Annotated in this window: 16 protein-coding genes and 1 pseudogene; 11 read left to right on the top strand and 6 right to left on the bottom strand. The window is 66.4% G+C overall.

All coding sequences use genetic code 11. The annotated features are described in order from the left end of the window. On the bottom strand, positions 1-792 hold the full coding sequence (locus IPM60_04145) for a hypothetical protein (GenBank protein MBK8907104.1): 792 nt from the start codon (positions 790-792) through the stop codon (positions 1-3). A 50-nt stretch (positions 793-842) separates the two neighbouring features. On the opposite strand from IPM60_04145, the gene IPM60_04140 reads away from it, so the two are divergent. Next, positions 843-2,018, top strand: a complete 1,176-nt coding sequence (locus IPM60_04140; GenBank protein MBK8907103.1) for an NnrS family protein — start codon at positions 843-845, stop codon at positions 2,016-2,018. Here IPM60_04140 and IPM60_04135 read toward each other — a convergent pair. Continuing rightward, positions 1,926-3,680 carry a molybdopterin-binding/glycosyltransferase family 2 protein gene (locus IPM60_04135; GenBank protein ID MBK8907102.1) on the bottom strand — a complete coding sequence of 585 codons (1,755 nt, stop codon included), beginning with the start codon at positions 3,678-3,680 and terminating at the stop codon, positions 1,926-1,928. The two genes, IPM60_04140 and IPM60_04135, sit on opposite strands and share 93 nt — an antisense overlap. A 122-nt stretch (positions 3,681-3,802) precedes the next feature. Between IPM60_04135 and IPM60_04130 the strand changes: the two genes are divergently transcribed. The 7 genes from IPM60_04130 to IPM60_04100 all read left to right on the top strand — a co-directional run bounded on the left by IPM60_04130 (position 3,803) and on the right by IPM60_04100 (position 12,042). Continuing rightward, positions 3,803-6,277 carry a GNAT family N-acetyltransferase gene (locus IPM60_04130; GenBank protein MBK8907101.1) on the top strand — a complete coding sequence of 825 codons (2,475 nt, stop codon included), beginning with the start codon at positions 3,803-3,805 and terminating at the stop codon, positions 6,275-6,277. Between the two features lie 83 nt (positions 6,278-6,360). Continuing rightward, positions 6,361-7,857: an AMP-binding protein gene (locus tag IPM60_04125; protein ID MBK8907100.1), complete on the top strand. Its 1,497-nt coding sequence runs from the start codon at positions 6,361-6,363 to the stop codon at positions 7,855-7,857. Between the two features lie 5 nt (positions 7,858-7,862). Further along, positions 7,863-8,270, top strand: coding sequence for an acyl-CoA thioesterase (locus IPM60_04120; protein ID MBK8907099.1), 408 nt, complete (start codon positions 7,863-7,865; stop codon positions 8,268-8,270). A 45-nt stretch (positions 8,271-8,315) separates the two neighbouring features. Beyond that, on the top strand, positions 8,316-9,365 hold the full coding sequence (locus IPM60_04115; protein ID MBK8907098.1) for a TRAP transporter substrate-binding protein: 1,050 nt from the start codon (positions 8,316-8,318) through the stop codon (positions 9,363-9,365). 43 nt (positions 9,366-9,408) lie between these two features. Beyond that, positions 9,409-9,954: a TRAP transporter small permease gene (locus IPM60_04110; GenBank protein MBK8907097.1), complete on the top strand. Its 546-nt coding sequence runs from the start codon at positions 9,409-9,411 to the stop codon at positions 9,952-9,954. Between the two features lie 4 nt (positions 9,955-9,958). Continuing rightward, positions 9,959-11,278: a TRAP transporter large permease gene (locus tag IPM60_04105; protein ID MBK8907096.1), complete on the top strand. Its 1,320-nt coding sequence runs from the start codon at positions 9,959-9,961 to the stop codon at positions 11,276-11,278. A gap of 317 nt (positions 11,279-11,595) precedes the next feature. After that, on the top strand, positions 11,596-12,042 hold the full coding sequence (locus IPM60_04100; GenBank protein ID MBK8907095.1) for a helix-turn-helix transcriptional regulator: 447 nt from the start codon (positions 11,596-11,598) through the stop codon (positions 12,040-12,042). Between the two features lie 170 nt (positions 12,043-12,212). Here IPM60_04100 and IPM60_04095 read toward each other — a convergent pair. After that, positions 12,213-13,707, bottom strand: a pseudogene (locus IPM60_04095) (glycosyl hydrolase family 57). A 136-nt stretch (positions 13,708-13,843) separates the two neighbouring features. Beyond that, positions 13,844-14,956, bottom strand: coding sequence for a hypothetical protein (locus tag IPM60_04090; protein ID MBK8907094.1), 1,113 nt, complete (start codon positions 14,954-14,956; stop codon positions 13,844-13,846). 208 nt (positions 14,957-15,164) lie between these two features. Between IPM60_04090 and IPM60_04085 the strand changes: the two genes are divergently transcribed. Then, positions 15,165-16,349, top strand: a complete 1,185-nt coding sequence (locus IPM60_04085; GenBank protein MBK8907093.1) for a glycoside hydrolase family 57 — start codon at positions 15,165-15,167, stop codon at positions 16,347-16,349. Between the two features lie 19 nt (positions 16,350-16,368). Here the strand turns inward: IPM60_04085 and IPM60_04080 are convergent, their stop codons facing one another. Both IPM60_04080 and IPM60_04075 read right to left on the bottom strand, forming a co-directional pair. After that, entirely contained in the window at positions 16,369-17,484 is a 1,116-nt protein-coding gene (locus IPM60_04080; GenBank protein ID MBK8907092.1) for an FAD-binding oxidoreductase, read from the bottom strand. 65 nt (positions 17,485-17,549) lie between these two features. Beyond that, positions 17,550-18,404 (bottom strand): DUF1849 family protein, encoded by an 855-nt coding sequence (locus tag IPM60_04075; GenBank protein ID MBK8907091.1) that lies wholly within the window; start codon positions 18,402-18,404, stop codon positions 17,550-17,552. Positions 18,405-18,755: 351 nt separating this feature from the next. Here IPM60_04075 and IPM60_04070 point away from each other — a divergent pair, with 351 nt between their 5' ends. Both IPM60_04070 and IPM60_04065 read left to right on the top strand, forming a co-directional pair. After that, a complete protein-coding gene (locus tag IPM60_04070; protein ID MBK8907090.1) occupies positions 18,756-19,481 on the top strand; it encodes a GGDEF domain-containing protein in 726 nt (241 codons plus the stop codon). Then, the gene (locus tag IPM60_04065) at positions 19,481-19,900 is read left to right on the top strand and encodes a hypothetical protein (GenBank protein ID MBK8907089.1); all 420 of its coding nucleotides are present in this window, start codon (positions 19,481-19,483) and stop codon (positions 19,898-19,900) included. The genes IPM60_04070 and IPM60_04065 overlap by 1 nt, the downstream gene beginning before the upstream one ends. Positions 19,901-20,042 lie beyond the last annotated feature (142 nt).

The raw sequence follows: 20,042 nt of genomic DNA, 5'->3' as shown, positions 1-20,042 counted from the left end.
TCACCTTACACCGGCGGCGTAGAGGTGGACCAAGGCTGCTTCGATAACCGCGGCCATGCCGTCGTCGGCGCCGATGGCTCCCAGGTTGAGGGCGCGGGCTTGCGGCGCGTCCGCGATGGCCTCTTCCACGTCGCGGGTCGCATGCTGACTGCCGCCGGAAAACAGCCCCACGACGGCGACCGGCGGCTTTGACTCCCGCAAGCTGTCCCCAATGACGGGGCGCTGCTCCAGGTACGCTGCCCGGACACTGCGAAAGCACCCCGTCGCGACCACCCTTGCCACCTGCAGATCGGCTGCTTCCGCCGAGGCAGGCTCGCGATCCGACCCATGCGCACACAGGATCAGCGCCAACTCAGACGGCGCGAGCGCCAGGCCGGGTGCGGCGGCCAATCCCTTGGCAACGATGAGGTCGGCGATGCCGGTGGACAAGCCCACCGGCTCGCACTCGTAGACCTTGCGCCCGGCGGCGGCGCTTGGGAAGCCGGCACCGCGAAGCGCCGCCGGCAGCGCGGTGCGGACGGTGTAGCCGTTGGCCATGAACATCGGCACGATGAAGACCGGATCGCCGAGGCCCACGAGGCTCTGCTCGAGCCCGCCGTCACCGAACAGGGCTGCTGCACGGACATCCTTGAAGCCGCGGCGCTGCTGGAGTGTCTGGGCGTGTCGCTCGAGAACCGCGAACGCCTCGCTCCTCCGCGTCGAACCGTGCCCGATCAGGAGGACAGAGCAGCACGCGCGCCAGCCCGCCCTAAAATCGAGCTTGGCAGCATTGTCGTTGTTGAGGTTCGTCATCCTGTGATGGTGATAGGGACGTGGCGCCTGTTTATCAAGTTCAAGAAAGCATGGAAATCGCCTCCCAGATCCGATATCCGGAAGGCATGATTCCTCTCGTTGAACCGCGCCCGCAGGGCCAGGCCGCGTTTCCGCTGATGGCTTCGGGGCACCGTCCGTTCTTTCTCGCCGCGGCCCTCTACGGCACGCTTGCGATCCCCCTGTGGCTGGCCGGCTACCTCGGTTACCTGCCGCTGACACCGGTGTGGCACGGGCATGAGATGGTGTTCGGCTTCGTCGTTGCGGCGGTTACCGGCTTTCTGCTGGCGGCCGTGCCGAAGTGGACCAACGGGCCGCCGATCCTCGGGGCAAGTCTCGTTTTCCTGATCGTGCTGTGGATCCTCGGTCGGATCGGCATGTGGCATCCGGTCACCGCGTATGTGGATCTCCTGTTTCTGCCCGTTTTTGCCGGGTTCATCCTGTGGGACGTCGTCCGCGCCCGTAACACCCGCAATTACCAAGTGCCGGCAATGCTGTTGCTGCTCGCCGCATTCAACGCGCTCTACCATTTCTACGACCCGTCGCTGGCGCTCCGGGTGTCCATCTACGTCATCGCCGCGATGATCGCCCTCATCGGCGGTCGTATCGTGCCGGCGTTCACCCAGAACGCGCTCAGGATGAAGGTGGCGCCGGAGATCACCTGCAGCACTCCGCCTGTGCTCGACCGCCTCGCCGTTCCGGCGGTGCTGCTGGTGGTGGCGGTGGAGTTGGTCTATCCGGCCAGTGCGGCAAGCGGGGCGATGTCGATCGTTGCCGCAGGAATCCTGTTCGCGCGCATGCTCGGCTGGCAGACCCTCAGAACGGCCCGGCTGCCGCTGGTCTGGATCCTCCACGTGGGTTACGCCTGGGTGCCGCTGGGCTTTCTGTTGCACGGCTTGGCGCTGATGGGGGCGCCGCTGGATGCATCCGCGGCGCTGCATGCGCTCAGCGCCGGAGCGGCCGGGGTGATGATCCTGGCGGTAGCGTCCCGCGCCGCGCTCGGTCACTCCGGACGGCCGCTGGAGCCGTCGCCGTGGACCGTCGTCAGCTACTATCTCGTCATCGCCGCCGCCGTTGTCCGGGTCTTCGTCCCCGTTCCCACCGGAATCCTGATCTCAGGGCTTCTGTGGTTCCTCGGCTACGGCTTGTTCGCCGCCGTCTACTGGCCGATCCTGACCCGCCCCCGCGTCGACGGCCTGCCGGGCTGATTGCCGGCGCGGCAACGCCCGCAGATCTTCCGGCGTGTCCACGTCCTGCAGGATGCCGGCGCCGTGCGGAAGGTCGTCCATCGCAACCTCGGCGACGTCTTCCGGGTGTTCTCCGATCAGCGACCGCGCCCCGACGTCGCCGGAGATGGCCCGGATCTCGGCGAAGAACCGGCTTGCGATAATTACCGGGTTGCCGCGCTTGCCGCTCCACGTGGGCACGCAGATGGCGCGGCCTTCATGCGGGTCGAAGGCGGCGATCAGGCGATGGAGAACGCCGGCTTCGACCTCGGGCATGTCGCCGAGGCATACCGCAACCCCGTCCACGTCCGCCGGCAGGGCGGCAAGGCCGCGGTGCAGGGACGTGCTCAACCCCTCCTCGTACTCTGGGTTGTAGACGATCCAAAAGTCGTCGCCGACGCCGCTACGCGCCAGCACCGTCGCGACGCGCTCCTGCTCATGTCCGGTGACGACCACCACCGGCCGCGCGCTCGCTTCCAGCACCTGTCGGAGGACGCCGACGACCATGGGCTCGCCGCCGACCTCGGCGAGCAGCTTGTTGGCGCCGCTCATGCGCACCGAGCGGCCGGCGGCGAGAACGATGGCGGCTATGCGCGGCGTTCGCGCCCGCGCCGCGGAGGGTGTTTCGGCCAGGTCTACGGCTTGCGGCCGGGACAGGGTGCGGCTGCCGGTGTCCTTGAGGAGGCCACCGATGCCCATGCGCATGATGTCCGAGCGGCCCACGGCCACGCCGGCGACGAGCCGCTGCAGCACCCAGTCGAAGCCGTTGAGCTTCGGCGAGCGGGCGCATCCCGGCAGGCCGACGACCGCGATCCTCCCGATGTGCCCGAGCAACAGCAGGTTGCCGGGGTCGACCGGCATTCCAAAATGATCCACCGTTCCCCCCGCCGCCTCGATGGCGGCCGGCACCACATCGCGGCGGTCGACGATCGCCGAGGCGCAGGAGATCAGGACAATGTCCGCGGCGCCCTCCGGCAGCGTCTCCAAGCATGCCGCCAGGTCGGAAGCGCGATGGCCGCACCGCGTCTCCCAAACAGGCGGGCAACCCAGGGCCGCCAGCCGCCCATTTACGGCGACGGCGGTCTTGTCGAGCACTGCCGGTCGGGTGCCTCCCAGATGGGTCTGGATCAACACGGTACGACGCGGCGCGAATGCAGCGACGCGCATCGGCGGCATCCCGCCGTGCGCCACGGCCAGCACCCGGTCCAGCACTTCTGACGATACTGAGAACGGAATGATCTTGATGGTCGCCACCATCTGCCGGGGCTCGACCACGGCGAACGGCGGCAAGGTTGCGACGGTTACCGCCTCGTCGACCAGGTTTAAGCGGTCTATACGCTCTGCGTCCGCTACCAGCATTCCCCGCGCGGCGGCGTGGAGGTTGCAGCGGCCGGTGAACGGGAGGCTCGCCGTCAGTCCGGATCCGGCCACCGCTGCGGCGACCGCGCCGGCCGCCGGGTCTTCATGGACGTCGCCCGGCTCGAGGCGCGCCGCCATCACGCTGGCGCGGCCTGCCGCAGCCAGAGCGGCGACGTCCGCCGCGCCCAGGCGGCGGCCCTTCTTGAAGACGACGCCACCTGCCTCTACGCCGTGGGCGAGGATCGCGCCCTCAGCTTCCGACACATCCGTTTCGCCGAAGATCATGCCCCTCGTCCACCCGTATGGCGATGGTCCCATGTAGTCATCATCGCGGTCAGCGCCTATCATCAATCGTCATCCGAAGCCGCGCGCCAAGTGTCGCGCCATTCGTCCTCAGGAATACCCTCGTGACCACGCGGAACCTCGAACACCTGTTGCGCCCCCGGTCGGTCGCCGTGTTCGGCGCCTCCAACCAGCCGGACTCCATCGGCCACACCGTAATCCGCAACCTCCTCGCCGCGGGCTTCTGCGGGACGATCATGCCGGTCAATCCCCGCTACAAGGCGGTCGCCGGAGTTCTGACCTACCCGGACGTGGCGGGCTTGCCGGAAACCCCGGACCTGGCCATCATCGCCACGCCGCCGGCGACGGTGCCGGGTCTGGTCGCGGACCTCGGCGAGCGTGGAACCCGTGCCGCGGTGGTGCTGACCGCCGGCCTCGAGCGCGAGCGGGACGGGGCCGGCCGGCGTCTCGATCACGCCATGCTCGCAGCGGCACGCCCCTACCTGCTTCGCATCCTGGGGCCGAACGCGACCGGCATCATGATCCCGGGCGTGGGCCTCAACGCCAGCTATGTCCACACGGCTCCCCTCGGCGGCAGCCTCGCCTTCGTTTCCGAAGCCGGGGGTCTGGTGACGGCGGTGCTCGATTATGCGGCGTCGAGCGGAATTGGGTTCTCTCATTTCATCTCGGTCGGCAGCGCCGCCGATGTGGATTTCGGCGACATCCTCGACGTGCTCGGTTCGGAGCCGAATACGTCGGCGATCCTCCTCTACATGGAGTCGCTGCGGAACGCCCGAAAGTTCATGTCGGCAGCGCGGGCGGCGGCGCGCATCAAGCCTGTCCTGGTCGTCAAGGCGAACCGGAGCACCGCCCACCATCCGGCGACGGCTTTCCACGCCACTCGTCTCGCCGAGCCCGATGCCGTGTTCCATGCCGCCATGCGCCGCGCCGGCATCCTCCGGGTCGATACCATCGCCGACTTGTTCGGCGCCGTCGAGACGTTGGGCAGGGCGCGGCCGCTCGTGGGCGAAGGACTGACCATCGTCACCAACGGCCGCAGCCCAGGTGTCGTTGCGACAGACGCTCTGGCCCATGGTGGCGGACGCCTCGCGAAGCTTGCCGACGCGACTAGGGGTCAACTTGCCGAGGTGCTGCCCGACACTTGGGATGGCGAGAACCCCATAGACATGGAGGAGAACGCCTCCCCCGATCGACACGTCGCGGTGCTGGAGATCGTGCTCGACGATCCGGCGACCGATGCGGTGCTGTTCATCCACGAGCCCGTCGCGGTGGTCGACAGCGAGGATGTGGCGAGGGCGCTGGTCGAGGTCGCAGCCCACGCCAGGCGCACCTTCTTGGCGTGCTGGCTGGGGCGGCAGTCGGTAGGGGAGGCGCGGCGCGTCTTCGCAGAGGCTGGGATCGCCACCTACGATTCCCCCGAGGCGGCGGTGCAGGCGTTCCTGCAGATGGTCGGCTACCGGCGCAGTCAGCATGCGTTGATGCAGACGCCCACTTCCGCACCGGATGCATCCGTCGCCGACGGCGCCCGCGCCCGCAGACTGATCGCCGCTGCGTTGGCAGAAGGCAGCCAGACGCAGACTGTGCAAGGGCAGCAGGCCGAAGAGATCCTCGCCTGCTACGGCCTCTGCTTCGGAGACGCCCCGGCGGTGAGTCGGCCGGAGCAGCTGTTTATGGGGGCAGCCACCGATTCCACGTTCGGCCCGGTCATCGTGTTCGGACAGGGTGGCGCGGCGATCGAGGCGATCAACGACTTCTCCGTGGCGCTTCCGCCCCTCAACATGGTTTTGGCGGAACGCCAGGTGTTGCGAACCCGGGTCTCGCGGCTCCTCGTCGAAAGCAGTACGCAATCTGCCGCCACCATGTCCGGCCTGTGCCTGGCTCTGGTGCAGATTGCACAAGCGGTGGCCGACCTGCCGGAAATGGTTGAGCTCGATCTCAATCCTGTGTGGGTCACCGAGTCTGGCGTGGTGGCAGCCGGGGCGCGAATGCGCCTCGCTCCCGCCGCGGTGACGGGGCCGGAGCGACTGGCGATCCGGCCTTATCCGGGCGATCTGGAGGAGCGCGTCACGGTGCTGGGGCGGCCTGTGGTGCTTCGCCCGATCCGGCCCGAGGATGCGCCACAGCACACGGAGCTGTTCAATCGCCTGTCGCCGGAGGACGTCCGCTATCGGTTTTTTACGTTGATGCGCCAGTTGGCGCAGTCGGAACTGGCCCGATTCACCCAGATCGACTACGACCGCGAGATGGCGTTCATTGCCTCCGCAGACGGCCCGGGTGGCCGGCCGGAGACGCTAGGAGTGGTGCGCGCCGTCACCGATCCGGACCGTGTGCGCGCAGAGTTCGCCGTCATCGTCCGTTCCGACCTGAAGGGGCGCGGTCTTGGCCGCATGCTCCTTGAGAAAATGATCCGCTACTGTCGGGCGGCCGGCGTCGGGAGACTGGTGTCCGAGGTGCTGCCGGACAACCGCGGTATGCGGGCGCTTGCGCGCTCACTAGGGTTCCTTGAGTGCGAGTCCGGCGACGAGGATACGATCCAACTGCGCCTCGAGTTGAGCGACCCAGACGCCGGAACGTCTTGACGACAATATTGGTATTGAGGTACTGTTTTGCCGCAATAAGGGCGGCGACGTTATCAGAATCGCCGTGCAGCGGGAGGGTTCGCATGGCGCACAATCTGGCGCAGGCGCTGTTGTCCGAGGACAGACTGGCGCGCTACGCCGACCACGCCGCCATCGTCTGCGACAACCGGGTGATCTCCTACTCTGAACTGGCGGTCATGAGCCGCGTGGCCGGCGACACGCTGCTTCGCCATGCGGGCCGGCCCGGCGTTCGGGTCATCGTCCGCGGGCGGGACACGGAGGTGCTGGTGGCCGTCATCCTCGGCGCCATGATGGCCGGGCTGGTGCCGGTGATCCTGTCGCCGCGAACCACCGAGGACGATCTCCGCTACGTCGCCGACGAAACCGCGGCGGCCCTCCTGGTCGAGGACGACGACCTCGGCATCAGCCCTATACCGCTTCCGCGCCTGTCGATGGCAGGCTTGGCGGCAGACCGGGCGACGGCCTCCGAGGACATCGGCGCCAGCAGTGATCCGGATTCCAAAGAGGCTTTCTGGCTCTACTCCTCCGGCACCACAGGCCGCATGAAGGGAGTGATCCACGCTCATCACGACCTTGCGCCGGTCCTCGTGTTTCACGAGAACTGCCTGAATCTCGGTCCCGAGGTTCGAACCTTCTGCACCTCGCGCATCTCATTCGCCTATGCTATGAGCAACGCGCTCCTGGCGCCGCTGGCGCTCGGCGCGACGGTGGTTCTACATCCCGAGTGGCCGACCGCCGGCAGCACCCTTGCGGCCATCGAAGCGGTGCGTCCGCAAGTGGTGTTTGCGGTGCCGAGCATGTACCGGGCTTGGCTCGATCTGCCGGCGGAGGCGCTCGCGCCGATGGCGTTGGTGCGGCGGTTCGTCTCGGCCGGGGAGCACCTTCCGGTGCCGGTTGCGGAACGCTGGCGGGCGATCACCAGGCAGGCCATCCTCGACTGCCACGGCACCTCGGAGACCTGCTTCCTGGTGTTCGCGTCGTCGCCCGACCGCCCCAAGGCGGGCAGCGTCGGCTTTCCGTGCCCCGGCGTTGAGACCGAGTTGCGGGACGAGGCCGACGGGCCGGCGCCGGCGGGGGCGGCCGGTCGCCTGTTCATCCGCCACCCGTTCCTTGCCCTCGGCTACGGCCCGTTCGCTCCGGCCGAGGTTCAGGCGCGGTTCCAGAATGGCTGGTTCGCCACCGGCGACGTGTTCCGTTGCGACGACGACGGGCACTGGCATCACTACGGCCGCGAAGACGACTGGCTGAAGATCGCCGGGCAGTGGGTCAGCCTGCACGGCGTCGAGGAGGCGGCCGCCGCGTGCGCCGGGGTCGAGCAGGCGGTTGGGGTCACCGCCAACGACGCCAATGGCTTCCTGCGTGTCGCCTTGTTCGTGGTGCCGGCAGCCGACGCCGATGATCGCGCCCTCCCCGAGCGACTGGAGACCTTCCTCAACGAGCGGCTGCCGGCGTTCAAGCGCCCGAAGTGGCTCCGCGTCGTCGACGATCTGCCGCGCACCAGTACCGGCAAGGTCAAGAAGGCCGACCTTCGCCGCATGATCGAGGTCGAGGTCGCGTGAGCCGGATGGCGGCGCGCACCCTGACGGTCGCCTGGGGTGACTGCGACCCGGCCGGCATCGTCTTCTATCCCAACTACTTCCGCTGGATAGACGCGGCCACGTGGGATTTGTTCGAGGCGGTCGGCGGCAGCTGGGACCGGCTGCAGGGTGCCTTCGGACCGTTCCAGATTCCATTGTTGGCCGCCGAGTGCGCCTTCAAGATGCCGTGCCGGCGCGGCGATGCGCTGGTCGTCGAGAGCCGGGTGGTGGCGTGGGAGCGAAAGGTATTTAAGGTGGCGCACGCCATCCGCAACGGCGGCGACACGGCGGTCGAAGGGTTCGAGACCCGCTGTTGGACGATCCCGGACGCTGCCGGGCGACTCCGCTCCGCGCCGATCCCGGCGGACGTGATCGCCCTGTTCACAGACAAATGACATGAAAATCAGGCACGCCGAGGCGCGCAGACCGGGAGGACGACGATGAACAGACGCACTCTGGTTCGAGTACTCGCTGCCATGGCGGCAATCCTTGCCGTCACCGCCGCCGTCATCGACAGGACCGCCGCGGCCGAGGAGGTGGTGCTCCGCGTCCATCACTTCCTGCCGCCGGCATCGACGGCCCAGACCCAGCTCATCGAGCCATGGGCAAAGCGCGTCACCGAGGAGTCGGACGGGCGGATCAAGGTTCAGATCTTCCCCTCCATGCAACTCGGCGGCAAACCGCCGCAACTGTTCGACCAGGTGCGGGACGGGGTGGTCGACGTGGTGTGGACGTTGGCCGGATATACGCCCGGCCGGTTCCCCAAGCTGGAGGTGCTCGAGTTGCCGTTCGTCCCCGGCGCGGCGCGGGCGACCAGCGCCGCGGCACATGCCTATGCCATGGAGTACGCCGAGGACGAACTGTCCGACGTGCATCCGATCCTGGTGCACGTGCATGCGCCCGGCACGTTGCATATGAAGAAAAGGCCCATCCGCAACACCGAGGACATCAAGGGCGCGGTCATCCGGGTGCCCAATCGGCCGGTCAACGCGGCCTTGACCGAGCTGGGCGCCAGCCCGATCGGCATGCCGGTGCCGCAGGTTCCGGAGGCGCTGTCGCGCGGCGTGATCGACGGCGCCGTCCTGCCTTTCGAAGTGACGCGCCCGCTTCGCATCCACGAGCTAACCGACAGCCACACCGAATTCGGCGGAGACCGCGGGCTTTACACGGCGGTCTTCCTATACCTCATGAACAAGGACACATACGAAAAGCTTCCCGACGACCTCAAGCAGGTGATCGACGACAACGCCGGGATCGAGCTGGCGCTGAAGGTCGGTGAAGCCTGGGACAAGGCCGAGGAGCCGGGGCGCAAGGCAGCCGCCGATCTGGGCCACGCGTTCTACGTCATCGATGGGGCAGAACTGGACCGCTGGAAGGCGGCGACCAAGCCGGCGATCGACGAGTGGGTGAAGGAGCGGGCCGCCGCCGGGGACGACGGACAGGCGCTGCTGGATGCGGCGGAGGCGCTCATCGATCAATACTCGCGCTGATCCTCGCGTGGTCGGCGTTGTACAGGAGGGGGAGGGGCCGGCAATGCCGCCGTCGGACGCGCCTACCGCCGATCTCGATCCCTTCGGCCGGTTCCTCCACCGCGCCGCAGTCGTTGTCGCCGGCGTCGGGGGACTTGCATTGCTGTTGATCACCGCGCTGACGATCGCGTCGGTGATCGGGCGGGAGGTGTTCGACGTCCCGATCCCGGGCGACTTCGAGCTGGTGGAGATCGGCTGCGCCATCGCCATTTTCGCCTTCTTTCCATACTGCCAGATGGTGCGCGGCAACGTCATCGTCGATCTGTTCACCACCTGGACCTCGGTCCGCACCCGCGCCGTCCTCGACCTGATCGCCAATCTGGCGTTCATGATGATCGCCGCCGCGCTGACGTGGCGGACGGCGCTCGGCGCCGCCGAACTCATGCGCTATGGCGAGGAAACCATGGTGCTCCGGGTGCCGCTGTGGTGGGGCTGTTCTGCGGGGGCGCTGAGCTTTGGCTTCCTGACGATCGTCTGTGCCTACACGGCGTGGCGGTCTCTCATCCCGGCTTGGCGCGCTCCGCGTCCGGTTGCGGGCGGACAGGGATGACTCCGTGAGCACGTTCGCGATCGGCGTCGTCAGTTTCCCGTTCATGTTGGTGCTGATGGCGCTCCGCATCCCCATCGGCGTCGCCATGATCCTGGTCGGCGGCGGCGGATATATTGTGATCAACGGCCTCGCGCCGCTGCTGCACTACCTCAAGACCAGCCCGTATTTTCTGTTCAACAGCTATTCGCTCTCCGTCATTCCGCTGTTCATCCTGATGGGGCAGTTTGCCTCGCACGCCGGGCTGTCGCGGGCGTTGTTTCAGGCAGCCAACGCCTGGATCGGCCACTTCCGCGGCGGGCTCGCCATGGCCGGCATCGGCGGATGCGCCGGGTTCGGAGCAATCTGCGGATCGTCGCTTGCGACGGCGGCGACAATGGCCAAGGTTGCGCTGCCGGAAATGCAGCGCTTCGGGTACTCGGGCGCACTCTCGACCGGTTCGCTGGCGGCCGGCGGCACCCTCGGTATCCTCATCCCGCCGTCGGTGATCCTGGTCATCTACGCCATCCTCACAGAGCAGAGCATCGCCAAGATGTTCATCGCCGCGCTCGTCCCGGCGGCGATCGCGGTCGCCGGCTTCATGATCGCCATCGCCGTCTACGTCGGCGCCAATCCCGAGGAGGGGCCCGCTGCCGACCGCTCGAGCATGGGAGTGCGGCTGCGCTCGCTGGTCGACATTTGGCCGGTGGCGCTGATCTTCGGCGTCGTCGTCGGCGGCATCTACGGCGGGTTCTTCACGCCGACCGAAGGGGCCGCGGTCGGCGCCTTCGCGACGGGGTTGCTCGCCGTCGCCCGCGGCGCGCTCGGCTGGCGGGATCTGATGACCTGCCTCCGCGCCACCGCCGAAACGACGGCGATGATCTTCCTGGTCCTGCTCGGCGCCGAAATCTATAACGCCTTCCTCGCTCATACGCGCATGCCGATGGATGCCGCGGCGATGATCGTCGAGATGTCGCTGTCGCCGTACTTCGTGATCTGGGTGATCGTGATGCTCTACCTGGTGCTCGGGTGCCTGATGGACAGCATGTCGATGATCCTGCTCACGGTGCCCATTTTCTTCCCAATCGTCACTTCCCTCGACCTCGGTCTTACCGGTGAGGAAAGCGCGATCTGGTTCGGGATCATCGCGCTTATGGTCGTAGAACTCGGCTTGATCACTCCGCCGGTCGGCCTCAACGTGTTTGTCATCAACCAGTTGGCGCCCGGCGTCACTCTCTTGGACTCATTCCGCGGGGTGGTGCCGTTCTTCATGGTCGGCCTGGTGCGCGTAATGCTGCACGTGTTCTTTCCCGGCCTCACCTTGTGGCTGGTGCGTCTCCTTTGGTAGGGCGCGCGAACCGGGGCGGCCCGGCGGTTCCGGCTGCACCGCAAGACCCGGCGCGGGCGCCGAGATCGTGATCGGCGCGCGATTTGCGGTGGGAGGAAGGGTTCCCGCCGTGCGAGGGTTCTATTGCCAAGGGCCAATATAAACCTTCCGCGAACGTCTTGGATAGTTGGTATCGAAACGCTGATCGCCGAGGCTCGGCGTGCGACTTCCGCGTTATTTAATCCCGCTTCATCCGGCCGAAGAAGTAATTTCTTGGAAATCTGATATCTTGTTGCCATATTGCGTGTTAGAACGGATCGCAGCGGGGGCAGGTCCTTATGACGGAGACTCAGGTTATGGATCATGCTTACGTGGCGCCACTTGGGGAGCGCATCCACAGACGCCGTATTGAGCTTGGCTGGAGCCAAGCCGAACTCGCCAAACGGGCTGGCGTCAGCCAGGGCACCATCGCCCAGCTGGAGACGGCCGCAATCACCAGGACGAAGCACCTCGTCGAAATCGCCCACGCCCTCGGCGTCTCATCGGAGTGGCTGGCGAGCGGTCGCGGTGAGATGGATCAGGGCCTGTCGATCGACCGCCAAGCCCTGCACCTCGCCATCGCCGGCGTCTTCGACGCTTGTCAGTCGCTGAGCGATCCCATTGACGGCAAGCGCTTCGCCGACGTGTGCGTTGCTGTCTATGAAGAGCTGCAGAACACTCAGGACGCGACGCTGGATCCGCGTGCGCTGGCCGGTGCGGTGTTTCGCATGACCAGGACGACATGAGGACGCTGCAGGTCGTGATCCGCGGGCGAACGTCTTAATCCCGCACGGCTCCGGGAGCTCCCACTTGCGGCACGACTTGGTCGTGCTGCAAGGGGGGCTCCCGCGACATCACCCCCCAGGATATGACCGTCTGCCTCAGCGCCTGATTGGACGCCTGGACAGCGCCGGATTCAGGGGTAGTCGTGCTGGACGATCGCTTCGGCGCGGCGGCAGAGTTCGCGGCCGTAGTCGGTCCAGGTTCCCTGGCCCCAGTAGCGGTAGCAACTGGTCTCCGCCGACAAAAGATGGAACAGAGCGTTGCGGTAACGGTGCTCGTCGGTGGGCCGTTTCGGCTTCAGGACCTTTTCGTAGAATGCCGAGCTGGCGCGGTCCATGGCGGTCAGCACGTCCTCGTAGCCGCGCACCCAGGAAAGGTCGTTGGTCCAGCTGCCGCCATCCATGTGGAACTGGCGGTCATCGCGCTTGCAGGCTTCAATGACCGCATCGAGCGTCTCGGAGCCGTCGCCGGGTTGCATCCGGTCCCAGATCTTCTTCTGGTGGAGCGGCTGTAGGGTTGGCAGGTCCGCGGGCTCAATGCCGGAGGCGAACAGATGTTCCAGGTATTCGCTGCCGTTCATGATCGGCGTCGCGGAGCCGGATGCTTGCCGCATCACCTCGAAGTACTTGCTCGGAAATTCGTTCATCATGACACCGCCATTCTCGCCATCGGCGATCTGGACCACCAGCTGCGGCGCTTCTGCCGGCAACCTCCCGTCGCGCGAGCGTCTTCGCCTCGTAGTACGGCTGCATCTGCCCGACCAGCTTGGTGTCGGAACCCTGGGTCTTGATCAGGGCGACGATCTCGGCGCTGTCGCCGGCCGAGTTGCGGCAGACCAGGCGGTGGGGCAGGTGCTTGGCCTCCGGGACCTCGCCGGTCTCGGGGCTCTCAACCGTGTGCTCCTGGACCAGAACCCACCGGTAGCCGCACTCCCTCAAGGTCTTTACGAACTCGTAGGCGACTTCCGGGTGGTTCGGCAGCGCCATCTCGGAGGGCGAGAACCCCCGCACCCGCTCCAGTGCCGCGATGCCGAACACGGCTGCGAAATGATGCTGCCAGGCGCGGACGTGCAGCCGGAAATCCTGCACCGGGGTGGACGGCGCCACCGCGTGGCCCCAGGGACAGCCCAACCACTCGACGGCGTGGCGGGTGTCGGGGTCACTGGTCACCGCTTTGAGCGTGTCGATGACCTCGTGTTGGCCCATGTGCCGGAGCCCGTGCAGCAGCGTCCCCGAGTACTCCAGCATGACGCGCGGCTGCGCACCCTCATGGAGGAGTTGCGGGATGAACTCGCCGATGCGCTGGTAGCACCGGGCGAACACCGGCGCGTTGTGGTTGTCGCCCATCCCCTGATGATCCCACATGTGCTTGAGATTGGAGATGATCTCGGCTGTCCCAAGGTCGCTGCCGCCGGCCGGGATCAGCGGCTGATGCATGTGGAGCGCGATGGCGAAGGCGGACTTGACGGCGCCGAAGTCGATGCCGCCCGCGGGTGCGTAAACCGGCGCTTCGGCCCCCCGCCGAACCGCCGCTTCGACAACATCCTCGGAGCCGGCGATATTGGGGAGGCCGTCAACGGTTTCCGGAAGCTCGACGACATCCAGTGGGCGTCGGTCGGCAGCGGTCATGGGGCGCGGTCCTCCTGCGTCAAGGATTGAGGAGCGAAGCGTCGCCGTGAAATAAGACGCTGCCGAACGGTATGTGGGGCGCAATGGCGGGAACGAAAGAGGCGGGCGGTATTGCCGGGTCTTGTACGTCCCGAACTTAGACTCCCAAGTCGACGAAGGCGCCGAACACGCGGGCGGCAGCATTGGTTCCAACCAACTGGTTGCTGCCCTGGTCGACCTTGTACATGCCCAGCATGTTGACGAACAGACCGCTCATCGCCTGGCTGTGGGCGATGGCGTCGGCGACCGCGTTCAACTGCTGCTGGCCTTCCGCCTGGGCGCGGGCGCTGGCTTTTTCCTGTTCGGCGACCAGCTTGATTGTTCTCTCCTGCACCTCCTTGATGACGCCGGAGGCGCGGCGCGCCTGGTGGTCGATGCCGGTCAAGACCCCCTGGTAGCGCTGGATCTGCGCCTTGATCGTGGCTTTGGCGGAGTCGAGGTCGACAAGGGCGCGCTCACGTCCTTCGGCGGTGGCCAGCCCGTCGTAGTACCAGGCGTCGAAGGCGCCGTTGCCTTCGACGGCGAGGGTGCCGCTGTACTGCTTGGCGCCGGCAGTGCCTGGCGCAATGGTGAAGCTGACGTCGCTGCCGTCGGCGCTGTCGAGGCGTATGCCCGTGGACAGGTTGCCGGAGATGTTGGTGGGAGTGTCCGGATAGCTGTCATAACGCCGAAGCAGTTCGCCTTTGTAGTCCGGGCGCCACAGATAGCCGTCATCGTCGACGATGCTGTAGCTGGTGCCCATGTAGCTCTGGCGGACCGGCATGATGGCGCCGTTGACCGAAAGCGGCACCGCCAATTCGCGGGCGCCCGTGTTTCCGAGCAGGTTGGGAGTATCATTGTTGGAATCGGATCGCGAGCGGATCGATCTGAGGTAGGAATCGAAAGTCGATCGATAGCCTTCATGAGTGCTTTCGATGTCGGGATCGAGGCGGGCCTTGTTGACGGTCTGAATGGTTTGGTCGAGCATCGACTGGATGCTTTTCAGGCGGCCAAGCGCACCTGCGACGATGATCCGCGTCTTATCCAGATCGTCGCGGAACGCCTCCCACCTCGGGATATCTCGCTGCACCGCGCCGATCTTGACGGCATAGTCCGAGTTGATCACCGCCGATCGTTCGGCGACACGCCGGTTGAACTGTTTCTGAATCCCGGCGAGCACGGTGGCGCGTTGGAAGTCGAAACCGGAGACGCTGCTCAGGGGTGAAGTCATGCTTGTGCCCGATCCGCCAGCGACCCTCGACTGAATGTCGGCTTAGCATTAGAAAGCAATGCCGGTTAACATAGCGTTGATCCAGTGATCCCCGCGACCCGCTTCGCTGAAGGTTCGATTTTGGCCGGCGCCTGCGCGCGGAGAACGCTGCCGGGGCGGTCGCCGCGGCTTCACGACCGGGATGACGACAGACGGCGAAAGGACCGTGATGAGCGAGATCTATCACGCGCTGGTGCTCAACCTGCACCAGCCGCCAAGCAACCTGGATCATTTGCTCGACAGCGGCGACCGGGCGGCTAATGAGATCCTGCTCGCTTACGATCGCATCCCGCGCGCGCTGTGGCCCTATGAAGATATCGCCCGCGTTCATCTGGCGATGTCCGGCACGCTTCTTGAGTCCTTGGCAAGTCCCGAGTTCCAGCGCCGCACGCGCGGGACCATCGACTGCGGGTCGCTGCTTTGGGCCTTGCAGAATGAGAAGCTGTTCGAGATGCTCGGCGCGCCCTACTACAACCCGGTGCTGCCGCTGGTCCCCGAAGCGGATTGGGATGACCACCTGGAGCGTTGGCGGCAACTCGCCAGCCACGCCTTCCGAAAAGACCATTTCGCGGGCTTCTGGCCGCCCGAAATGGGTTTCTGCATGGAGCTGATCCCGCATCTCAAGGCATTCGGTTATCGCTATGTCATGGTCGACAGCGAATATGTGGACCCGGTCAACCCGATGCCGTGGCAGGACCTGCGCTACCGGCCGCATATCGCGGAATACGATGGCCACCAGATCATCGTCGTGGTGCGCGACCGCGACCTGTCGAACGCTCAGCAGTCGGGCATGGACCATGGCTGGTTTCATCACGAACTGATCGAACGCACCAAGTTTTGCGACTATCCGCCGCTGGTCACTACCGCCACCAACGGCGACACCGGCGGCTGGTTCCTCAACGCCGATTTGGCCGGCAACTTTTGGCAATCGTTCTATCGGGAAGCGATGGAGGCGATCCGCCGCGGCGAGTCCCGCCTGCGGCCGACGTTCATCACTGAATATCTAGACCGTTTTGGCGTCCACGGGCGCGTGACCATCCGCCGCGGCGCCTGGAACACCGACGAGCACCACGGCTGGAACTTTCACCAGTGGCAGGGCTCGCGTCCGCAACGCAGCGCCTTGGCCCGCGTGCACGCCGTCAGCAAGGAGTTCCGGCAGTTGCTCGACCAGGCTTCGGTGAGCCGCGTCACCGATGAGGGGATTAGTCTGCATCTGGATCAGGCGCGCTGGCGGCTGCTGCGGGCCGAAACCAGCTGCTTCTTCTATTGGGGCGAAGCCTGGCTTCACCGCGCCCATGAAGACCTTGACGCCAGCGAACGGCACATGGCCGAAGTCCGCTGGTTGATGCCGTAGAAAGAGGCGTCATGCCGCTCTAATTGGCCTCGGCGGAGGTCCGCAGGCGGTCCGGCGCGAGCGTTGCAGCGGTCACGCCCTGGGCGGCGATGTCTGCGGGAACGGCCGCCCCGGTCGCCAGCGCTGCGGTCATCCTGCCGAGCGCGGCAGAGGTGATGATGCCTGCGCCGCCCTGGCCGGCATACCAGACGAAGTTCGGCTCGTCCGGATCGGGACCGGCAACGGGGACGCCGTCGCGGGCGAAGGTCCGAAGCCCGGCCCAGCGGTGGTGGATGCGCTGGATGTGCATGGTGGTGATGGTTTGAACGCGGTCGGCGGCCACTGCTACGTCCCATTCGTCGGGCTGGGCGTCACATGCCGGTGACGGCGTCTCGTCGCACGGGCTGGCGATGATGCGGCCGGCGTCCGGCTTGAAGTAGAGGTCTTCGTCGACGCCTATGGTGAACGGCCAGCGCCGGCTGTCGATTTCGGACGGCCCATCGAAGCTGATAATCGTGCGCCGCTTCGGCACCAGGCCGATGGCGGCGACTCCGGCCATCGTGGCCACGTCATCCGCCCAGGCGCCGGCGGCGTTGACCACCGTCGTCGCGGTGTAGCGCTCCGCCGTCGTGTCCACCCGCCAGCGCCCGCGGCGGCGTTCCAATCGGCGCACCGTCGCCCCGGTCACCATCAGCCCGCCGAGGCCGCGAAAGCGCCTCAGAAACCCTTGTAACAGGGCGTCCACATCTACGTCCGTCGCATCCGGCTCGTAGAGGGCGCACGCGACGGCCTCGGGTCGGAGGACCGGCACCAGCGCCCGGGCGGTCGCGCCGTCGATCAATGTCGGCGCCTGCGTCTCACCGCCGGCTGCTGCGCGGCGGCGCTCGATCTCGGTGCGCTGGTCCTCGCGCGCGATGTACAGGGCGCCCCGAGGGGTCAGCAGGGGATTGGCGCAGAATCCCGTCGGCGGCGCCTCGAAGAACCGACGGCTGGCGCGGGCGAGGGCGCGGATCACCGGCCCCTTATAGCCTTCCAGGAAGAGGGCGGCGGAACGGCCGGTGGCATGGTAACCGGCCGCCGCTTCCCGCTCGAGCAGAACGACGCGCGCCCGTGGCGCCGCGGCCACGAGCGCATCGGCGACAGAGGCGCCGCCCATGCCGCCGCCGATGATCAGAAAATCGCAGTCCACACGTTCCTCGCGGTAGGATCCGTCACCATCCGTCAACAGGCCGGTTTCGGCAAAACAGTGAGCGTCTCCAAGTCCACCTTGAGGGTGAAATCGTCGAACTGCTGAGTAATTTGATCAGCAATGCCGTCGGCCCGATGGCGGGCGCCCAATTCGAACTCCGGCGTCGGCTCGCGCGAGCGCTCCGGAAAGAAACCGAGGTCGATCATCCACATCGGCACGGGGGGGAGGTTGAGCGCCAAGGCCGCGGACCGCTGTTCTGCCTCGGGCACGGGCTGGATGACCGCGTTGACCAGGTAGGGATTGGCGGCACTGGCGCCGTCGAACAACAGGCGGGCGAAGGTCTGCTCACCCGCTTCGGCGGCGGCAATGAGCGCCCGCATGTGATGCGTCGGGAACAGCGTTCCAGGCGGCAGCGGGATCGCGACCTCCTCCGGATGGGTCAGCACCGCAGTGCCGCCGCTGCCGTCGCCGTTAAGCTTTGCGTGGCCCTCCAGACGTTCCACGAGAGCGCCGTCCTCGATCAACCGGGCATGGAAACGGAAGTCGCGGCCGTCGACGGATTCCCAGCTTGCGAACGTCCATTTGGTGTCGACGTCAGCCTCGTTCTGATAGCTGAGCCGCATATAGGTGGTGTTCTCGACGGTCCAGCCGTCGCAGTCACGGACGGCGCGGTAGAGCATGACGCCCTGCGCTCCCACCAGCGCCGAGGCCTGCGAGGCGGTGGCGAGAGACATCCGGTATGACGCTTGATGGGGAAGCAGTTCGCCGGCGACGGCGGCCCGTCCGCTGCACGTCAACAATGCCACGATCGCCGTCGTCAGGATCAGGCACGACGCGACCGCGGTCGATTTCAGGATCAGTAGGCGGATTGAAGGCAGCAATGGCACGGGAGATGATCCTCGGGCGGGGATTGCCATTATACCGCCATGGGGCCCCGCGCTGTCCACTGCCGCCGGCGGTTGGCGTGACGAATCGCTGGCGTACGTGTTCCCGAACCAATTCCGCCAACCCAGCAACTTGTGTGCAACCGGGAACAAGTTGCCGAGCCTGCTCGCGCATCTCGATCGCGCCGAGTGATCGCGGAAGCAGCGCACAGGTCGGACCGTCATGTATCGGGGCTCGTTGCGGCAGGGTGTGCAGGGTGCGGAGGTTGGCACAGGGGTTGCAAATCCGGAGGACAGATGTACTTTGGTTATATTACTGGTTGCAGAGTGACGGCGCAGAGGAAGGTGAGACAGGTGGGTGGTACTGAGCATGAGCCCCATGACGATCTGGAGATGGTGGCGGGTGGAAGCGACCTGATTTCGCTTTTGTCGGCGCTGGTCAATAGTGTGGAGAACGGCGCGGACGGGAGCGGGGTGGACGCCCTGCTCCGCCACGACGCCGCGGAGCGAGCGCTGGCGGCGGCGGCAGGGGTCGAGCGCAGGCTGGCGCTGCTGAGCGATCAGGTCAGGCGGTTGCAGAAGCTGGTGGTCACGGACGAGTTGACCGGATTGCTGAACCGCCGCGGCTTCGAATCTGAGCTGAACAGGACACTGGCGCTGGCGCGCCGCCACGACGAGACCGGCATGATATTGTATGTCGATCTCGACGGCTTCAAGGCGATCAATGACACGTTCGGCCATGCCGTGGGGGACGAGGTCTTGCGTCATGTGGCGTCGTTGCTGGTGCAGAACATTCGCTCGACCGATGTCATCGGGCGCCTCGGCGGCGACGAGTTCGCGATCATCCTGACCCGCGCGTCGGTGGTCGGCGGACACAGCCGGGCGCGAGTGCTGGAAGCGCTGCTCAACGAGGCGGTGCTGGTCGTTGACGGCCGCACCATCAGCATTGCCGCCAGTTTCGGCGCCTTGCCGTACCGTCCCGGAGATGAGGGCCCCGAGCTGCTCGCCCGCGCCGACGCCAAGATGTATGAGCAGAAGCGTCAACGGCAGCTGCACTCCGAGGGCCGGAAGATCGCCTGATGGGTCGCGGTTCGGCCGTGAGCGGGGACGGAGCGGACAACGTTGGCGTGAAGGGGCAGGAGCATCGCCCGCCACCCGGCGCGAGCGCCATGCCGCGGCGCGACCTTCGCCGCATTACGGCGTGGGAACTGGTGCGCCTCGGTCGGGAGCTCTACGTCGCCGGGCACCTGAACGATGAAGAACTCGCCCTGCTGACGCGTCAACCCGATCTGCACCCTGCCTTCGACCGCACCATTGGGGCGCTGATCGGCGAGCGGGCGGATCCCGACCGGCGGCGTGACGCCATTGCCGCGTGGGAGTCTCGCCTTAGGTTTCATCAGTCCTATCCGGACGACGCAGCGCCGACCAAGCACATCAGCCACGTTCTGACCATCCTGCATGCCGTCAGCGGCGAAGGCGGGACCGACCGTCGTTCGTGACCCGCGAAGCATCGACGACAGGGACATGCGCATCCGGTGCAGCGTCGCCGTCAACCGATTCTGCTTTGCAGACGTGGACAAACCGGTGTATGCGGGGCCTGTAAGCCGACAGCGGAAAGATCATGGAATTTGGCAGTCAGGG

The organism is Rhodospirillales bacterium (assembly GCA_016710335.1).
GTDB lineage: Bacteria > Pseudomonadota > Alphaproteobacteria > Rhodospirillales > Defluviicoccaceae > JADJXQ01.
This window is presented reverse-complemented; position numbering and strand designations above follow the sequence as displayed.